The 15,919-nt window shown below is 65.4% G+C and carries 18 protein-coding genes; 14 read left to right on the forward strand and 4 right to left on the reverse strand.

Translation table 11 applies throughout. The annotated features are described in order from the left end of the window. The first annotated feature begins 35 nt into the window (after positions 1–35). Positions 36–692 carry a TetR/AcrR family transcriptional regulator gene (locus JTE92_RS17390; RefSeq protein ID WP_063238697.1) on the forward strand — a complete coding sequence of 219 codons (657 nt, stop codon included), beginning with the start codon at positions 36–38 and terminating at the stop codon, positions 690–692. Between the two features lie 45 nt (positions 693–737). Here the strand turns inward: JTE92_RS17390 and JTE92_RS17395 are convergent, their stop codons facing one another. Together JTE92_RS17395 and JTE92_RS17400 are read right to left on the reverse strand one after the other, a co-directional pair. Beyond that, positions 738–1,994: a polyhydroxyalkanoate depolymerase gene (locus JTE92_RS17395; RefSeq protein WP_063238401.1), complete on the reverse strand. Its 1,257-nt coding sequence runs from the start codon at positions 1,992–1,994 to the stop codon at positions 738–740. Positions 1,995–2,312: 318 nt separating this feature from the next. Beyond that, positions 2,313–3,509, reverse strand: coding sequence for an amino acid aminotransferase (locus JTE92_RS17400; RefSeq protein ID WP_063238402.1), 1,197 nt, complete (start codon positions 3,507–3,509; stop codon positions 2,313–2,315). A 246-nt stretch (positions 3,510–3,755) separates the two neighbouring features. Between JTE92_RS17400 and uvrB the strand changes: the two genes are divergently transcribed. The 13 genes from uvrB (at position 3,756) to iscX (ending at position 13,342) form a co-directional block, all read left to right on the forward strand. Continuing rightward, positions 3,756–5,840, forward strand: a complete 2,085-nt coding sequence (gene uvrB, locus JTE92_RS17405) for an excinuclease ABC subunit UvrB (RefSeq protein WP_063238403.1) — start codon at positions 3,756–3,758, stop codon at positions 5,838–5,840. An 89-nt stretch (positions 5,841–5,929) separates the two neighbouring features. Beyond that, positions 5,930–6,151 carry a hypothetical protein gene (locus tag JTE92_RS17410; protein WP_063238404.1) on the forward strand — a complete coding sequence of 74 codons (222 nt, stop codon included), beginning with the start codon at positions 5,930–5,932 and terminating at the stop codon, positions 6,149–6,151. A 37-nt stretch (positions 6,152–6,188) separates the two neighbouring features. Continuing rightward, entirely contained in the window at positions 6,189–6,431 is a 243-nt protein-coding gene (locus tag JTE92_RS17415) for a hypothetical protein (RefSeq protein ID WP_063238405.1), read from the forward strand. Positions 6,432–6,576: 145 nt separating this feature from the next. After that, complete coding sequence (locus JTE92_RS17420; RefSeq protein WP_063238698.1) at positions 6,577–7,065, forward strand: low molecular weight protein-tyrosine-phosphatase; 489 nt, start codon at positions 6,577–6,579, stop codon at positions 7,063–7,065. 193 nt (positions 7,066–7,258) lie between these two features. Further along, positions 7,259–7,813 carry a Fe-S cluster assembly transcriptional regulator IscR gene (gene iscR / locus JTE92_RS17425; protein ID WP_063238406.1) on the forward strand — a complete coding sequence of 185 codons (555 nt, stop codon included), beginning with the start codon at positions 7,259–7,261 and terminating at the stop codon, positions 7,811–7,813. Between the two features lie 67 nt (positions 7,814–7,880). Continuing rightward, positions 7,881–9,104, forward strand: coding sequence for an IscS subfamily cysteine desulfurase (locus JTE92_RS17430; RefSeq protein WP_275440562.1), 1,224 nt, complete (start codon positions 7,881–7,883; stop codon positions 9,102–9,104). Positions 9,105–9,179: 75 nt separating this feature from the next. After that, positions 9,180–9,578 (forward strand): Fe-S cluster assembly scaffold IscU, encoded by a 399-nt coding sequence (iscU, locus tag JTE92_RS17435; protein WP_010809025.1) that lies wholly within the window; start codon positions 9,180–9,182, stop codon positions 9,576–9,578. 39 nt (positions 9,579–9,617) lie between these two features. Continuing rightward, entirely contained in the window at positions 9,618–9,938 is a 321-nt protein-coding gene (iscA, locus tag JTE92_RS17440) for an iron-sulfur cluster assembly protein IscA (RefSeq protein ID WP_063238408.1), read from the forward strand. A gap of 20 nt (positions 9,939–9,958) precedes the next feature. Then, positions 9,959–10,198 (forward strand): DUF3565 domain-containing protein, encoded by a 240-nt coding sequence (locus JTE92_RS17445; protein ID WP_063238409.1) that lies wholly within the window; start codon positions 9,959–9,961, stop codon positions 10,196–10,198. 55 nt (positions 10,199–10,253) lie between these two features. Beyond that, complete coding sequence (hscB, locus tag JTE92_RS17450) at positions 10,254–10,772, forward strand: Fe-S protein assembly co-chaperone HscB (protein ID WP_063238410.1); 519 nt, start codon at positions 10,254–10,256, stop codon at positions 10,770–10,772. Positions 10,773–10,868: 96 nt separating this feature from the next. After that, positions 10,869–12,734, forward strand: coding sequence for a Fe-S protein assembly chaperone HscA (hscA, locus tag JTE92_RS17455; protein WP_063238411.1), 1,866 nt, complete (start codon positions 10,869–10,871; stop codon positions 12,732–12,734). A 40-nt stretch (positions 12,735–12,774) separates the two neighbouring features. Next, positions 12,775–13,113, forward strand: coding sequence for an ISC system 2Fe-2S type ferredoxin (gene fdx, locus JTE92_RS17460; RefSeq protein WP_063238412.1), 339 nt, complete (start codon positions 12,775–12,777; stop codon positions 13,111–13,113). 34 nt (positions 13,114–13,147) lie between these two features. After that, on the forward strand, positions 13,148–13,342 hold the full coding sequence (gene iscX / locus JTE92_RS17465; RefSeq protein WP_029046871.1) for a Fe-S cluster assembly protein IscX: 195 nt from the start codon (positions 13,148–13,150) through the stop codon (positions 13,340–13,342). A 126-nt stretch (positions 13,343–13,468) separates the two neighbouring features. Here the strand turns inward: iscX and lysS are convergent, their stop codons facing one another. Continuing rightward, the gene (gene lysS / locus JTE92_RS17470) at positions 13,469–15,025 is read right to left on the reverse strand and encodes a lysine--tRNA ligase (RefSeq protein ID WP_063238413.1); all 1,557 of its coding nucleotides are present in this window, start codon (positions 15,023–15,025) and stop codon (positions 13,469–13,471) included. A 51-nt stretch (positions 15,026–15,076) separates the two neighbouring features. Next, positions 15,077–15,835 (reverse strand): SDR family oxidoreductase, encoded by a 759-nt coding sequence (locus JTE92_RS17475; protein ID WP_063238414.1) that lies wholly within the window; start codon positions 15,833–15,835, stop codon positions 15,077–15,079. Positions 15,836–15,919: the final 84 nt, after the last annotated feature.

Consider the following 15,919-nt stretch of genomic DNA (forward strand, 5'->3'; position numbering starts at 1 on the left):
GTGCCATAATCCGCGCAACGATCGACCTGCCATCCATGTCAACAGAGACCAAGACCAAACGCGACCCCGAAGGGACGCGCCGACGCATCCTCGCTGCGGCCACCGAGGAATTCGCCAAGGGTGGTCTGGCCGGCGCCCGCGTCGACCAGATTGCCCGGCGCGCGGAAACCAACGAACGCATGCTGTATTACTACTATGGCAGCAAGGAAGGGTTGTTCCTGGCCGTGCTGGAAAAACAGTACGCCGAATTCCGCGCCGCCGAAGAGAAGCTGCACCTGGTCGACGAAGACCCGATCGCCGGCGTGCGCGCGCTGGCCCGTTTTGTCTGGGACTGGTATTACCAGCATCCCGAGTTCATCCGCCTGATCAACAGCGAGAACCTGCACGAAGCCCGCCACCTGAAGAAATCCGCGCAGCTGCAGCAGCTGATCAACCCGATCGTGGACGTGCTGGCCGACGTGATCCACAGGGGCCAGCAGCAGGGCGTGTTCCGCGACAATATCGACGTGCCGCAGTTCTACCTGACGATCTCGGCGCTGGGTTACTACGTGCTGTCCAACCGCTACACCATCAGCGCCGTGACCGGCCGCGACGTGGCGTCGCAGCACGAGCACGAGCGCTTTGCCGAATTGCATACGGAGATGCTGCTCTGCTACCTGAAGCGCTCCTGCTGCCCCGAGAGCGCGCCATAAAAAGAAACGCCCGCGATTGCGGGCGTTGTCCTGTCTGCGGCAGCGTTATTTCGCCGCGGGCTGGTGGTACTTGCGGATGAAATCGCGCAGGTCCGGATAGATGTTCTCGCGCCAGCGCCGGCCCGAGAAAATCCCGTAGTGGCCGCATCGCGGCGCGGTCACGTGCTGCTTGCGGTCTTTCGGAATGCCGCTGCACAGGTCGTGCGCGGCGGCGGTCTGGCCCGCGCCCGAGATATCGTCCAGTTCGCCCTCCACCGTCATCAGCGCGGTGCCCTGGATATCCTGCGGCCGCACCGGCTTGCCATCGATCGCCCACGTGCCGTTGGCCAGGCGGAATTCCTGGAACACTTCGCGGATGGTGTCGAGGTAATACTCGGCGGCCATGTCCAGCACCGCATTGTATTCGTCGTAGAAGCGCACATGCGCCTCGGCGTCGTCGGCGTCGCCCTCGACCAGGCTCAGGTAATAGTCATAGTGCGAGGACAGGTGCCGGTCCGGGTTCATCGCCACGAAGCCGGCATGCTGCAGGAAGCCCGGATACACCCGGCGGCCATGGCCAGGGTAGTTGGCCGGCACGGTGTAGATCACGTTGTTCTCGAACCACTCGAACGACTTGTTGATGGCCAGCGAGTTGACCGCGGTCGGGCTCTTGCGGGCATCGATCGGGCCGCCCATCATGGTCATGGTGCGCGGCGTGGTCTCGCCGGCGGAGGCCATCAGCGAGATCGCGGCCAGCACCGGCACGGTCGGCTGGCACACCGAGACCACATGCAGGTTCTCGGCGCCGATATGGCGGATGAATTCCTGGATGTAGTAGATGTAGTCCGAAAGGTGGAAGGCGCCGTCCTCAATCGGCACCATGCGCGCGTCGATCCAGTCGGTCACGTAGACCTTGTGGTCCTGCAGCAACGTGCGCACGGTGTCGCGCAGCAGCGTGGCATGGTGGCCCGACAGCGGCGCGCACACCAGCACCACCGGCTCGTCCTTCAGCAGCTTGATGGTTTCCGGATCGTCCGCATAACGCTTGAAGCGCAGCAGCTTGCAGAACGGCTTTTCCAGCACCGACTGCTCGACGATGGGGATGTCGCGCCCGTTGGAGCGCACCGACTTGATGTCGAAGCCGGGTTTTTCGTATTCCTTGCCGAGCCGGTACAGCAGCTCATAGCCGGCAGCCAGGCGGGGAGCGCCGGGCACCAGTGACATTGGGCTGAGGGGATTGGTGAATGTCTTGGCGGTCGCCTGCGCCCATGCGGTGAGCGGGTGCAGGATCGAGCGCTGGAACTCATGCAATTGGTAGAGCATGCCGTTTCTGCCTGGTCTTACTTCTGGTCACGTACCACCAAGTACTAATGTACTGACAATACACCTGGGATCGTGTCGCGGATTATGCCCGTTATCGAACGACCGTGCTAACGATCTTGCTTCGCAGCATATACCTTAAGGTACTTCCGTATCTGCGGAACACAATAAGGCATTGGCCTGATTTTTGGATGACACTGTCCTACAAGACTGAAAACAAATGCAAAAAGCGGCCGAAGCCGCTTTTTTTGTGACGCTTTGTGATGTTTGCGCCAGTTGCGACGCCTTGCCGCCCGTTGCCCTGCAGCAACGCCGGCCGCGTTACATCACCGCTGCGATCGCATTGACCACCGCATCGATGTTGCGGCTGTTCAGCGCCGCCACGCAGATGCGGCCGGTGCCGACCGCGTAGATGCCGTGCTCGTTGCGCAGGCGGTCCACCTGGGCCGAGGTCAGGCCCGAGTACGAGAACATGCCGCGCTGGGCCTTGACGAAGGAGAAGTCGCCCGGCACGCCCTTGGCGGCCAGCTTGTCCACCAGCGCATGGCGCATCAGCTTGATGCGGTCGCGCATTTCGGCCAGCTCTTCTTCCCACATGGCGCGCAGTTCCGGGCTGTTCAGCACGGTAGCGACCACGGTGCCGCCGTGCGTCGGCGGGTTGGAGTAGTTGGTGCGGATCACGCGCTTGACCTGCGACATCACGCGCTGGGCTTCTTCCTTGGCGGTGGTGACGATCGACAGCGCGCCCACGCGCTCGCCGTACAGCGAGAAGCTCTTCGAGAACGAGCTCGACACGAAGAAGGGCAGGCCGGAGTCGGCGAACAGGCGCACGGCGGCGCCGTCGGCGTCGATGCCGTCGGCGAAGCCCTGGTAGGCCATGTCCAGGAACGGAATCAGGTTGCGTTCCTTGACCAGTTCCACCACTTGCTTCCACTGCTCGGGCGACAGGTCCACGCCGGTCGGGTTATGGCAGCAGGCGTGCAGCACGACGATGGTGTTGGCCGGGTACGACTTCAGCGATTCCACCATGCCGGCGAAGTTCAGGCCGTGGCTGGCAGCATCGTAGTAGGCGTAGTTGACCACCGGGAAGCCGGCGGCTTCGAACAGCGCGCGGTGGTTTTCCCAGCTCGGGTCGCTGATGGCGACCTTGGCGTCCGGGTACAGGCGCTTGAGGAAGTCGGCGCCGATCTTCAGCGCGCCGGTGCCGCCCAGTGCCTGGGCCGTCACCACGCGGCCTTCGGTGATCAGCGGCGATTCCTTGCCGAACAGCAGCGTCTGCACGGCCTGGTCATAGGCGGCGATGCCTTCGATCGGCAGGTAGCCACGCGGGGTGGCGGTAGTCAGACGGGCTTTTTCTGCCTCCTGGACGGCGCGCAGCAGGGGGATTTTCCCTTCGTCGGTGAAGTACACGCCAACGCCCAGGTTGACCTTGGTGGCGCGGGTGTCGGCATTGAAGGCTTCGTTGAGGCCCAGGATCGGGTCGCGCGGGGCCATCTCGACGGCAGAAAACAAACTCATTTGGAATCTCGTGGTCGGCAATGAAAGAAAACGGGAAGGCGTAGAATGCTCCGGACTGCGCTGGCGGCTGGCAGGCCCCGTCCCGTTCTGGCCGGGATCGGCCCGAAGCCGTTGGAAACGGCTTGAAGCGGGGGCTGTCAACCCCAAGATTCTAGCGTATCCGCCCGTTTTCCTGAGGTTTTTCCCTAATCTCGCCATCACTTCTTTCGTTACTTCTTTATTACTTCTCCCGCTATTTCGCCCCCTATGTCGAACCTCGCAGAAGCCGCGCCGGCCCTGGACGAAAGCAAATTCGTCACATTTCCCGGCTCCCCGTTCCAGCTGTATCAGCCGTTCCCGCCCGCCGGGGACCAGCCGGAAGCGATCCGCCAGCTGGTGGAAGGGGTGGAGGACGGTCTCTCGTACCAGACACTGCTGGGCGTGACCGGGTCGGGCAAGACCTTCACCATGGCCAACGTGATCGCCCGGATGGGACGGCCGGCGATCGTGTTCGCGCCCAACAAGACGCTGGCGGCCCAGCTTTATGCCGAGTTCCGCGAGTTCTTCCCGCGCAATGCGGTCGAGTACTTCGTCAGCTACTACGACTACTACCAGCCTGAGGCCTACGTGCCGCAGCGCGACCTGTTCATCGAGAAGGACTCGTCGATCAACGAGCATATCGAGCAGATGCGGCTGTCGGCGACCAAGAGCCTGCTGGAGCGCCGCGACACGGTGATCGTGGCGACGGTCTCGGCGATCTATGGTATCGGCAACCCGAACGAATACCACCAGATGATTCTCACTTTGCGGGCCGGCGACAAGATCAGCCAGCGCGACGTGATCGCGCGCCTGATCGCCATGCAGTACACCCGCAACGAGACCGATTTCCAGCGCGGCACGTTCCGCGTGCGCGGCGACACCATCGACATCTTCCCGGCGGAACACGCCGAGATGGCGGTGCGGCTGGAGATGTTCGACGACGAAGTGGAGTCGCTGCAGTTCTTCGATCCGCTGACCGGCCGCGTGAAACAGAAGATCCCGCGCTTTACGGTCTATCCGTCGAGCCACTACGTGACGCCGCGCGAGACCGTGCTGCGCGCGATCGAGGCGATCAAGGACGAGCTGCGCGACCGGCTGGAGTTCTTCCACAAGGAAAACCGGCTGGTCGAGGCGCAGCGGCTGGAGCAGCGTACCCGCTTCGATCTCGAAATGCTTTCGGAGCTGGGCTTCTGCAAGGGCATCGAGAACTATTCGCGCCACCTGTCCGGCGCGCGCCCCGGGGAGCCGCCGCCGACGCTGGTCGACTACCTGCCGTCCGATGCGCTGATGTTCCTGGACGAATCGCACGTGCTGATCGGCCAGCTCAACGGCATGTACAACGGCGACCGCGCGCGCAAGACCACGCTGGTCGAGTATGGCTTCCGGCTGCCGTCGGCGCTGGACAACCGGCCGCTCAAGTTCGACGAGTTCGAGCGCAAGATGCGCCAGGTGATGTTCGTCACCGCGACGCCGGCGCAGTTCGAGCAGGAGCATGCCGGGCAGGTGGTGGAGCAGGTGGTGCGCCCGACCGGGCTGGTCGACCCGACCATCGTCGTGCGTCCGGCGACCACGCAGGTGGACGACCTGCTGTCGGAAATCCACGCGCGCGTGGAGGTCAACGAGCGCGTGCTGGTGACCACGCTGACCAAGCGCATGGCCGAGCAGCTGACCGAGTTCCTGTCCGAGAACGGCGTCAAGGTGCGCTACCTGCACTCGGACATCGACACGGTGGAGCGCGTCGAGATCATCCGCGACCTGCGCCTGGGCACCTTCGACGTGCTGGTCGGCATCAACCTGCTGCGCGAGGGCCTGGATATCCCCGAAGTCTCGCTGGTGGCGATCCTGGACGCGGACAAGGAAGGCTTCCTGCGCGCCGAGCGCTCGCTGATCCAGACCATCGGCCGCGCCGCGCGCAACGTCAATGGCACCGCCATCCTGTATGCCGACCGCATGACCGACTCGATGCAGAAGGCCATCAGCGAGACCGAGCGCCGCCGCGCCAAGCAGATGGCTTTCAACGAGGCCAACGGCATCATTCCGCGCGGCGTGGTCAAGCGCATCAAGGACATCATCGACGGCGTGTACAACGCCAGCGATGCCAGGGCCGAGCTGCAGGCCGCGCAGGAGCAGGCGCGCTACGAGGACATGAGCGAGAAGCAGGTGTCCAAGGAAATCAAGCGGCTGGAAAAGCTCATGCTCGACCATGCCCGCAACCTGGAGTTCGAGCAGGCGGCGCAGGTGCGCGACCAGCTGGCCAAGCTCAAGGCGCAGGTGTTCGGCGCCAGCGGCGAGGGCGCGCTGCCGCCGGCGTGAGTCCGGCTGCGGCGCTGGCCTATAGTGAAAAGCGTCATCACGTTGCTGGCGGCCAGGCTGCCGGCATGAGCCAGGCGCAAGGAGCTGCCATGGAACGCCAATTCGAGTACGGGGGCTATCTGGTGGTCGCCAGCGCGGTGCCCAATGCCGCAGGCGGCTTTGCCGGGCAGATGCGCATTGCCGACGCCTTTGGCGAGCCGGCTGGCCCGACCTACGAGGCCATTGCCGGCGATGCGCCCACGCAGGAAGCGGCCGTAGCGCTGGCCGAGGCTACGGCAATGCGGGCCATCGATGCGGGCGAGGTCCGCTAGCCGCCCACCCTGTCCCATTTCCCGAGGAGAACACACAATGACCGAAATCGGCGAGTGGAAGAAGAAGGTCTATGAAACCCACGAGGTACAGGTCCAGGTCAAGCAACGCTCGCAAAGCGAATGGTCGTACACGGTGCGCGTCTGCCGCCCCGGGACCAATATCCGCGCCGCCGGCACGCTGACCGAGACCTCGCACATCACCGACCATTACAAATCCGCCGAAGCCGCCACCGTGGCCGGGTTTGCACACGGCGAGCGCCTGGCCAAACAGCTCGCCTAGGCGGCCCGGCGTCCTGGGACGGGCCGGCAGGCATTGGCGGCCGTTCCGGGCAGGCGGTTAGAATCTGCCCCTCTCCAAACGCGGGGCACGCTGGCAGGAAGCCTTGAGCGCCATGCCGCAGCCGCGCTTGCGCCTTGATCGATCGATGAAGAAATACGCCATCCTGATGTGTTGCATGGGCAACATCTGTCGCTCGCCGACAGCGGAGGGCGTGCTGCGCGCCAAGCTGGCGGCTGCCGGACTGGAGCCGCTGGTCGAACTGGATTCGGCCGGTACCCACGAATACCACCTGGGCCGGGCGCCCGACCCGCGGACGCAGCGCGCGGCGCTGCGGCGCGGCTATGACTTGTCTGCGCTGCGCGCCCGCAAGGTCGGCCTGCCCGATTTCGACCGCTTCGATCTGATCCTGGCGATGGACCGCGCCAATCTCGATGGCCTGGCGCTCCTGCATCCCGACGCCGGCGACAAGGTGCGCCTGCTGATGAGCTTCGCCACCTGCCACGATGCCGACGAAGTGCCGGACCCGTACTACGGCGAGGGCGACGGCTTCGAGCGCGTGCTGGACTACGTCGAGGACGCTTGCGACGGCCTGGTCGCGATGCTGCAGCAGCGGTTGCAGCGTCCCGCTGACTGATCCGCGGTGCGGCGCCGCATCCTGGAATACCCGTTGGCGCTGGCCTGGCCGCCCGGGGCGGCAAGCCCGGCGAGGGCTGCCGGGGAGCGCAGCGCTTGATGCGCTGCGGCAGGGGTAGTTGACTGAATTAGTCGGGTACCTTTATACTTGACGGAAACGATCAAGTATTCGCTTTACCCCAGAGCCCTGCACCATGAGACTGACCACCAAAGGCCGCTTCGCGGTCACTGCGATGATCGACCTGGCCATGCGCCAGGACCAGGGACCGGTGACGCTCGCCGGCATCAGCCAGCGCCAGAAGATCTCGTTGTCCTACCTGGAACAGCTGTTCGGCAAGCTGCGCCGGCATGAGATCGTCGAAAGCGTGCGCGGTCCGGGCGGTGGCTACAGCCTGGCGCGCAAGGCCGAAGACGTCACGGTGGCGGACATCATCATCGCCGTCGACGAGCCGCTGGACGCCACCCAGTGCGGCGGAAAGGGCAATTGTAACGGAGATGACGGCTCCGGGCGTTGCATGACCCACGAACTGTGGGCAACGCTGAACCAGAAGATGGTCGAGTACCTCGACTCCGTCTCCCTCAAGAACCTGGTCGACCAGCAGCGTGCCCGCCAGCCGGCGGTGCTGCACGACATGCGCGAGGAAGCCGCGCAGCCGGCCGCCGCCGCGGCGCGCGGCAAGGCCGACAAGCAGGAAAAGCCGGTCCGGGCGAGGGTGGTGAATTCAGTATTCAGCCTGGCGCAGTCCTGAGCGTCTACCAGCGCACACGGCAGGCAACGACAGTAATCAGCGATACAGCGGTCCCTAAAAGGCAGTCATAACGATGAGCACCCCACATTTCCCCATCTACATGGATTACTCGGCCACCACGCCGGTGGACCCGCGCGTGGCGGACAAGATGATTCCGTACCTGCGCGAGCAGTTCGGCAACCCCGCCTCGCGCAGCCATGCGTACGGCTGGGACGCGGAGCGCGCGGTGGAAGAAGCGCGTGAGCAGGTTGCCGCACTGGTTGGCGCCGACCCGCGCGAGATCGTGTGGACGTCGGGTGCGACCGAATCGGACAACCTGGCGATCAAGGGTGCCGCGAACTTCTATTCGGGCAAGGGCAAGCACATCATCACCGTGAAGACCGAGCACAAGGCCGTGCTCGACACCACGCGCGAACTGGAGCGCCAGGGGTTCGAGGTGACTTACCTGGACGTGAAGGACAACGGCCTGCTCGACATGGACGTGTTCAGGCAGGCGCTGCGCCCGGACACGATCCTGGTGTCGGTGATGCTGGTCAACAACGAGATCGGCGTGATCCAGGACGTCGAGCAGATCGGCGAGATCTGCCGCGAGAAGGGCATCATCTTCCACTGCGACGCCGCGCAGGCGACCGGCAAGGTGGCGATCGACCTGAACAAGCTGAAGTGCGACCTGATGTCGTTCTCGGCCCACAAGACCTATGGCCCGAAGGGCATCGGCGCGCTGTACGTGCGCCGCAAGCCGCGCGTGCGCATCGAGGCGCAGATGCACGGCGGCGGCCATGAGCGCGGCATGCGCTCGGGCACGCTGGCTACGCACCAGATCGTCGGCATGGGCGAAGCCTTCCGCATCGCCCGCGAAGAGATGGCCACGGAAAACGAACGCATCCGCATGCTGCGCGACCGCCTGTGGAACGGCTTGTCGGATATGGAAGAGGTCTACCTGAACGGTGACCTGGAGCAGCGTGTGCCGCACAACCTGAACGTCAGCTTCAACTTCGTCGAAGGCGAGTCGCTGATCATGGCGATCAAGGACGTGGCGGTGTCGTCGGGCTCGGCCTGCACCTCGGCTTCGCTGGAGCCGTCGTACGTGCTGCGCGCGCTGGGCCGCAACGATGAACTGGCGCACAGCTCGATCCGCTTCACGGTCGGCCGCTTCACCACCGAGCAGGAGATCGACTACACCGTCCAGCTGCTCAAGTCGAAGATCGGCAAGCTGCGCGACCTGTCGCCGCTGTGGGAAATGTTCAAGGACGGCGTCGACCTGAATTCGATCCAGTGGGCCGCGCACTGAGCGCATTGAGTCCCTGCAGGATCCAGCCAAAACAAAAGCAAGACCCCCGTAAAAGATACGCAAGAGGTAAGCAAAATGTCATACAGCACGAAGGTTCTCGACCACTATGAAAACCCCCGCAACGTCGGTTCGTTCGACAAGAACGACGATGCGGTCGGCACCGGCATGGTCGGCGCCCCGGCTTGCGGCGACGTGATGAAGCTGCAGATCAAGGTCAACGAGGCTGGCGTGATCGAAGACGCCAAGTTCAAGACCTACGGCTGCGGCTCGGCCATCGCCTCGTCGTCGCTGGTGACCGAGTGGGTCAAGGGCAAGACCGTTGACCAGGCGCTGGAGATCAAGAACACCCAGATCGCCGAGGAACTGGCGCTGCCGCCGGTGAAGATCCACTGCTCGATCCTGGCCGAAGACGCGATCAAGGCCGCTGTCGAAGACTACAAGAAGAAGCACGGCGCCGAGCAGAAGGCCGCCTGATCCTGTCGATCGACAAGAAGCACGAAGGAAGACGCAACGATGATCACGATGACCGAGAAGGCGGCCAGGCACGTCGCCCGCTACCTGGAACGCCGCGGCAAGGGCGTGGGCCTGCGCCTGGGCGTGAAGACCACAGGCTGCTCGGGCCTGGCCTACAAGCTGGAATATGTGGACGAACTGCTGCCGGAAGACGCGGTGTTCGAGTCGCACGGCATCAAGGTCATCGTTGACGCCAAGAGCCTGCCGTACATCGACGGCACCGAACTCGACTATGCGCGCGAAGGGTTGAACGAAGGATTCCGCTTCAACAACCCCAACGTCAAGGACGAGTGCGGCTGCGGCGAATCGTTCACGGTCTGAGCCGCATTGCGGTAGCGTCGGTGGAGCGCAGCATCACCGGGTTCCACCGGGACGAGGAAGGCCATTGGGTGGCCGAACTCGATTGCGGCCATGGCCAGCACGTCCGGCACGATCCGCCGTGGCAGTTGCGGCCGTGGACGCAGAGCGAGCAGGGCCGCGCCGGCATGATCGGCATGCGGGTGAACTGCCTGAAGTGCGACCGCAACGAAGCGCCGGCGGAGTGGGCGCTGGCGCGGGCCAGCCAGCCTGCCGGCCGGTGATGGCGGCGAATGGACGAAGGGGCGGCGCGGCCGCTCTTTTTTCTTGGGGAAGCAGTTGAAAGACGATTTTTTTGCGCTGTTCGGCCTGCCGGCGCAGTTCGGCGTCGACGAGGCCGCGCTGGATGCGGCCTATCGCACCGTGCAGTCGCAGGCGCACCCGGACCGCTTCGCCAGCGCCGGCGATGCCGAGCGCCGCGTGGCCATGCAGTGGGCCGCGCATGCCAATGAAGCCTATCGCACGCTGCGCCAGCCGCTGCGGCGCGCGACCTACCTGCTGAAGCTGCGCGGCGTGGACGTGCAGGCGGAGAACAACACCGCCATGTCGCCCGCCTTCCTGATGCAGCAGATGGAGTGGCGCGAAGCGCTGCAGGAAGCGGTAGAAGCGCGCGACGTGGACCGCCTCGATGCGCTGTTGCGCGAGCTGCGCCAGGAAAAGCGCGAGCGCCACGCCGCAATGGGCGCGCTGCTCGACGCCGGCGACAACGAAGCCGCCGGTGGCGCGGTTCGCCAACTGATGTTTATCGAGAAGATCGAGCACGATACCAGCGAGGCTATCGACCGGCTGGAAGACTGACCGGCACGATTGCCGGGGCCGTGACACAATGGCGCCCGGCGCGAACCCCGCCTGTGCGGCAGGTTCCCCAGCCGACCAAGACAGCGAAGAAATACCATGGCACTGCTCCAGATTTCCGAACCCGGCATGTCGCCGGCGCCCCACCAACGCCGCCTGGCCGTCGGCATCGACCTCGGCACCACCAACTCGCTGGTGGCCGCGGTGCGCAGCAGCATTCCCGAAGTGCTGGGCGACGAGCGCGGCCGCGCGCTGCTGCCTTCGGTCGTGCGCTACCTGCCGGACCGTACCGCGCATATCGGCTACCGGGCCCAGGACGAAGCGGTGCGCGATCCCAAGAACACCATCGTCTCGGTCAAGCGCTTCATGGGCCGCGGCCTGCGCGACGTGGCCAATATCGAGCACAGCCCGTACGACTTCGTCGATGCGCCCGGCATGGTGCAGATCAAGACCGCCGCGGGCGTGAAGAGCCCGGTGGAAATTTCGGCCGAGATCCTGGCCACGCTGCGCCAGCGCGCCGAAGACACGCTGGGCGACGACCTGGTCGGCGCGGTCATCACCGTGCCGGCCTATTTCGATGAAGCTCAGCGCCAGGCAACCAAGGACGCCGCGCGCCTGGCCGGCCTGGAAGTGCTGCGCCTGCTCAACGAGCCCACCGCCGCGGCCATTGCCTATGGCCTCGACAACGCCGCCGAAGGCGTCTACGCGGTCTACGACCTGGGCGGCGGCACCTTCGATATCTCGGTGCTCAAGCTCACGCGCGGCGTGTTCGAGGTGATGGCCACCGGCGGCGATTCGGCGCTGGGCGGCGATGACTTCGACCAGCGCCTGCTGTGCTGGATCGTCGAGCAGGCCAGCCTGCAGCCGCTGTCGGCGCAGGACATGCGCCTGCTGATGGTGCGCGCGCGCGCCGCCAAGGAAGCGCTGTCGGAAGCGGACAGCACCGTGATCGATGCCGTGCTCGACTCCGGCGAGATCGTCCACCTGACGCTGACCGACGAGACCTTCGAGAAGATCACCGCGCATCTGGTGCAGAAGACGCTGGCGCCGGTGCGCAAGGCGCTGCGCGACGCCGGCGTGACGCCCGAGGACGTCAAGGGCGTGGTGCTGGTCGGCGGCGCCACGCGCATGCCGTCGATCCGCAAGGCCGTTGGCGATTACTTCGGCCAGACCCCGCTGACCAATCTCGACCCCGACCGCGTGGTGGCGCTGGGCGCCGCCATGCAGGCCAACCTGCTGGCCGGCAACCATGCGCCGGGCGAAGACTGGCTGCTGCTCGACGTGATCCCGCTGTCGCTGGGCGTCGAGACCATGGGCGGCCTGGTCGAGAAGATCATCCCGCGCAACAGCACCATTCCGGTGGCGCGCGCGCAGGAATTCACCACCTTCAAGGACGGCCAGACCGCGATGGCGATCCACGTGCTGCAGGGCGAGCGCGAGCTGGCCAGCGACTGCCGCTCGCTGGCGCGCTTCGAGCTGCGCGGCATCCCGCCGATGGTGGCCGGCGCGGCGCGCATTCGCGTGACCTACCAGGTCGATGCCGACGGCCTGCTGTCCGTGACCGCGCGCGAGACGCATTCGGGCGTGGAAGCCTCGGTGACGGTCAAGCCGTCGTATGGTCTGGCCGACGACGATATCGCGCGCATGCTGCAGGACAGCTTCCGCGAGGCCGAGCACGACATGAAGAGCCGTGCGCTGGCCGAGGAACGTGTCGAGGCCGACCGCCTGGTCGAGGCCACCGAGCGTGCGCTGCAGACCGATGGCGACTTGCTGTCGGCCGAGGAGCGCGCACAGGTCGAAGCGCTGATCGCCGGCGTGCGCGAGATCGCCAGGGGTGAAGACCACCTGGCGATCCGCGCCGCGGTGGAAAAACTGTCGCACGGCACCGATGAATTCGCCGCCCGCCGCATGGACCGCTCGATCAAGAGCGCGCTGGCCGGGCGCAATGTGCAGGAACTGGGCTGATCACCGCGCCTGCACCGCATTACAGACCCCAGGAAACGACATGCCACAGATCATTGTTTTGCCCCACGTCGAATATTGCCCGGAAGGGAAGGTGATCGAGGCCGAGAAGGGCGTCAGCGTCCTCGATTCGCTGCTTTCCCACGGTATCGATCTCGAACACGCGTGCGAGAAATCGTGCGCCTGCACCACTTGCCACGTGATCGTGCGCGAAGGTTTCGACTCGCTCAACGAGGCGGAAGAGAAGGAAGAAGACCTGCTCGACAAAGCCTGGGGGCTGGAGCCGAATTCGCGGCTGTCGTGCCAGGCCATCGTCGACGAGGACGACCTGACCGTCGAGATTCCCAAGTACACCATCAACCACGCCAAGGAAGGCCACTGAGCCGCCGGCACAGATCTCAGCGGAGAACGAACCCATGAAGTGGACCGATACCTACGACATCGCCGCCGCGCTGTACGACAAGTACCCCGACGTCGACCCGGCCGGCGTGCGCTTTACCGAGTTGCGCAGCTGGGTGCTGGAACTCGACGGCTTTGCCGACGACCCGGCGCGTTCGGGCGAGAAGATCCTGGAGGCGATCCAGCAGGCGTGGATCCAGGAAGCGGAATAGGGTTTCCGTATCGGGACAAGGCAAAAGGCCGGCGTGATGCCGGCCTTTTGCCTTGGGGCTGCGACGCAGCCTTGATCGACTGCTGGTGTGCTCCCTCTCCCGCTTGCGGGAGAGGGGAGCAAACCGTCAGTCTTCCTTGCGCAGGTGCGGGAACAGGATGACGTCGCGGATATTCGGGCTATCCGTCAGCAGCATCACCAGCCGGTCAATGCCGATACCGCAGCCGCCCGTCGGAGGCATGCCGTATTCCAGCGCGCGGATATAGTCCGCATCGAAATACATCGCCTCTTCGTCGCCCGCATCCTTCTGCTCGACCTGCTTGCGGAAGCGGTCGGCCTGGTCCTCGGCATCGTTCAGCTCCGAGAAGCCGTTGGCGATCTCGCGGCCGGTGATGAACAGCTCGAAACGCTCGGTGATGCCCGGCACCGTGTCGGAGGCGCGCGCCAGCGGCGAGACCTCGACCGGGTAGTCGACGATGAAGGTCGGCTCCCACAGCTGGCTCTCGGCGGTTTCCTCGAACAGCACCAGTTGCAGTGTGCCCAGGCCGGCGTTGAGGAACTGCGGCGCGTTGGTGTTGACGCCGAACTTCTTCAGCTCGGCGCGCAGGAACTCGGCATCGGCCAGTTGCGCGTCGGTGTACTGCGGCGCGAATTTCTGGATCGCCTGGCAGATGGTCAGGCGGTGGAATGGCTTCGACAGGTCGAGCTCGCGCTCCTGGTAGGTCAGCACGGCGCTGCCGCGCGCGTCGATCGCGGCCTTGCGGATCAGGTCTTCGGTGAAGTCCATCAGCCAGCGGTAGTCCGTGTAGGCCGCGTAGAACTCCATCATGGTGAACTCGGGATTGTGGCGCGGGCTCACCCCCTCGTTGCGGAAGTTGCGGTTGATCTCGAACACGCGCTCGAAGCCGCCGACGACCAGGCGCTTCAGGTACAGCTCGGGCGCGATGCGCATGAACATCTGCATGTCCAGCGCATTATGGTGCGTGATGAACGGCTTGGCCGCGGCGCCGCCCGGGATCGGGTGCAGCATCGGCGTTTCCACTTCCATGAAGCCGGCGTCGGCCATATGGCGGCGCAGCGACGAGATCGCGTTGGTGCGGGCGCGGAAGGTGTTGCGCGTCTCCGGCGACACGATCAGGTCGACATAGCGCTGGCGGTACTTCATTTCCTGGTCGGCCAGGCCGTGGAACTTGTCCGGCAGCGGGCGCAGCGACTTGGACAGCAGGCGCAGCTCGCGCACCTGCACCGACAGCTCGCCCTTGTTGGTGCGGAACAGCTCGCCGCGGGCGCTGATGATGTCGCCCAGGTCCCAGTGCTTGAAGGCGGCGTAGACCTCTTCGCCGACCCTGTCGCGGGTGATGTAGAACTGGATCTGGCCGCTGCCGTCCTGCACGGTGGCGAAGCTGGCCTTGCCCATCACGCGCTTGAGCATCATGCGGCCGGCGATCGCGACTTCGACCGGGCTGGCTTCGAGCGCGGCCTGGTCGGTCTCGCCGTATTGCGCGTGCAGCGCGGCGGCCTGGTGGGTGGGACGGAAATCGTTGGGGAAGGCCACGCCTTGCTGGCGCAGCGCGGCCAGTTTCTCGCGCCGCTCCGCGATGATCTTGTTCTCGTCGGCGGCGGGCGTGTCCGCGGTGGCCGGCTTGGCCTGCGACTTGGCCTGGGCGTGATTCGGTTCGGTCATGATGTCTTGTGGCGTCGCGCGCGGCGGGCCGCGCGCGGGTTCAGTATGGCTTCAGTAATTGCGGAGATCGTCCAGCTCGGTGCTGCCGAAATCCGGGCGGTGCAGGTAGGCGACGATGCGGCCCGCGGTTTCCTCGGCGGAAGCGAGCTGCTCGTTCGCCTTCAGGTCGCGGAAGCGCTGCACCTGGGCAAAGTCGGCGTTGCGGATCACGTCCTGCATGCCGGTATCGATCACGCCCGGCGCCAGCGCCACCGCGCGCACGGTGCGCGGTGCCGGTGCCTGCGCATACTCGGCGTTGACCGAGCGCATGAACATGTCCAGGCCCGCCTTGCCGGCGCAGTAGGCGCTCCAGCCCTCGATCGGGCGGCGCGCCGCGCCGGAAGAGATCGCCAGCACCTTGCGCGGGCAGTCGAACTTCTCGGTGCGCTCCAGGAACGCCGCGGTCATCGTCATCGGCGCCGCCAGGTTGGTCAGCAGGTGCGGCACCAGCGTGCTTTCCTGCAGGCGCGAGACCGGGCCGATCGGCTCGACCACGCCGGCGTTCAGGATCAGCGTGGCGCTGGCCGGCGGCTGGTCGAGGGTATCGATCACGCTGGCCAGCCAGGTGGCCGCGGGGCCGGCCTGGGACAGGTCCTGCAGGTGCCAGGCCACCGGCACGCCGCTCATGGTGGCGATGCGCTCCAGCTCGTTGTTGCGGCTGCGCGCGACGCAGATCAGGCGGTTGCCCGGCACGAGCAGCGCGTTGGTCAGTGCCGCGCCCAGCCCGCGCGAGGCGCCGGTGATGATGTAGAGGTGATTGGCTTCGCTCATGGTGCCCCGGTCGGAAAGGCCGCCGCGCCGGTGTGGCGCGTGCGGCGGTACAGCGATGATCCAGCGATTGCGGTGATGTTGCTG

The organism is Cupriavidus oxalaticus, from assembly GCF_016894385.1.
GTDB lineage: Bacteria > Pseudomonadota > Gammaproteobacteria > Burkholderiales > Burkholderiaceae > Cupriavidus > Cupriavidus oxalaticus.

Bases quoted from the DNA above. Each gene is read 5' to 3' on its own strand.
- uvrB (WP_063238403.1), top strand. From the start codon at position 3,756: ATGTCGAACCTCGCAGAAGCCGCGCCGGCCCTGGACGAAAGCAAATTC.
- JTE92_RS17410 (WP_063238404.1), top strand. From the start codon at position 5,930: ATGGAACGCCAATTCGAGTACGGGGGCTATCTGGTGGTCGCCAGCGCG.
- JTE92_RS17390 (WP_063238697.1), top strand. From the start codon at position 36: ATGTCAACAGAGACCAAGACCAAACGCGACCCCGAAGGGACGCGCCGA.
- JTE92_RS17415 (WP_063238405.1), top strand. From the start codon at position 6,189: ATGACCGAAATCGGCGAGTGGAAGAAGAAGGTCTATGAAACCCACGAG.
- fdx (WP_063238412.1), top strand. From the start codon at position 12,775: ATGCCACAGATCATTGTTTTGCCCCACGTCGAATATTGCCCGGAAGGG.
- JTE92_RS17475 (WP_063238414.1), bottom strand. From the start codon at position 15,835: ATGAGCGAAGCCAATCACCTCTACATCATCACCGGCGCCTCGCGCGGG.
- JTE92_RS17420 (WP_063238698.1), top strand. From the start codon at position 6,577: ATGAAGAAATACGCCATCCTGATGTGTTGCATGGGCAACATCTGTCGC.
- iscX (WP_029046871.1), top strand. From the start codon at position 13,148: ATGAAGTGGACCGATACCTACGACATCGCCGCCGCGCTGTACGACAAG.
- JTE92_RS17400 (WP_063238402.1), bottom strand. From the start codon at position 3,509: ATGAGTTTGTTTTCTGCCGTCGAGATGGCCCCGCGCGACCCGATCCTG.
- lysS (WP_063238413.1), bottom strand. From the start codon at position 15,025: ATGACCGAACCGAATCACGCCCAGGCCAAGTCGCAGGCCAAGCCGGCC.
- iscR (WP_063238406.1), top strand. From the start codon at position 7,259: ATGAGACTGACCACCAAAGGCCGCTTCGCGGTCACTGCGATGATCGAC.
- iscA (WP_063238408.1), top strand. From the start codon at position 9,618: ATGATCACGATGACCGAGAAGGCGGCCAGGCACGTCGCCCGCTACCTG.
- hscA (WP_063238411.1), top strand. From the start codon at position 10,869: ATGGCACTGCTCCAGATTTCCGAACCCGGCATGTCGCCGGCGCCCCAC.
- JTE92_RS17395 (WP_063238401.1), bottom strand. From the start codon at position 1,994: ATGCTCTACCAATTGCATGAGTTCCAGCGCTCGATCCTGCACCCGCTC.
- iscU (WP_010809025.1), top strand. From the start codon at position 9,180: ATGTCATACAGCACGAAGGTTCTCGACCACTATGAAAACCCCCGCAAC.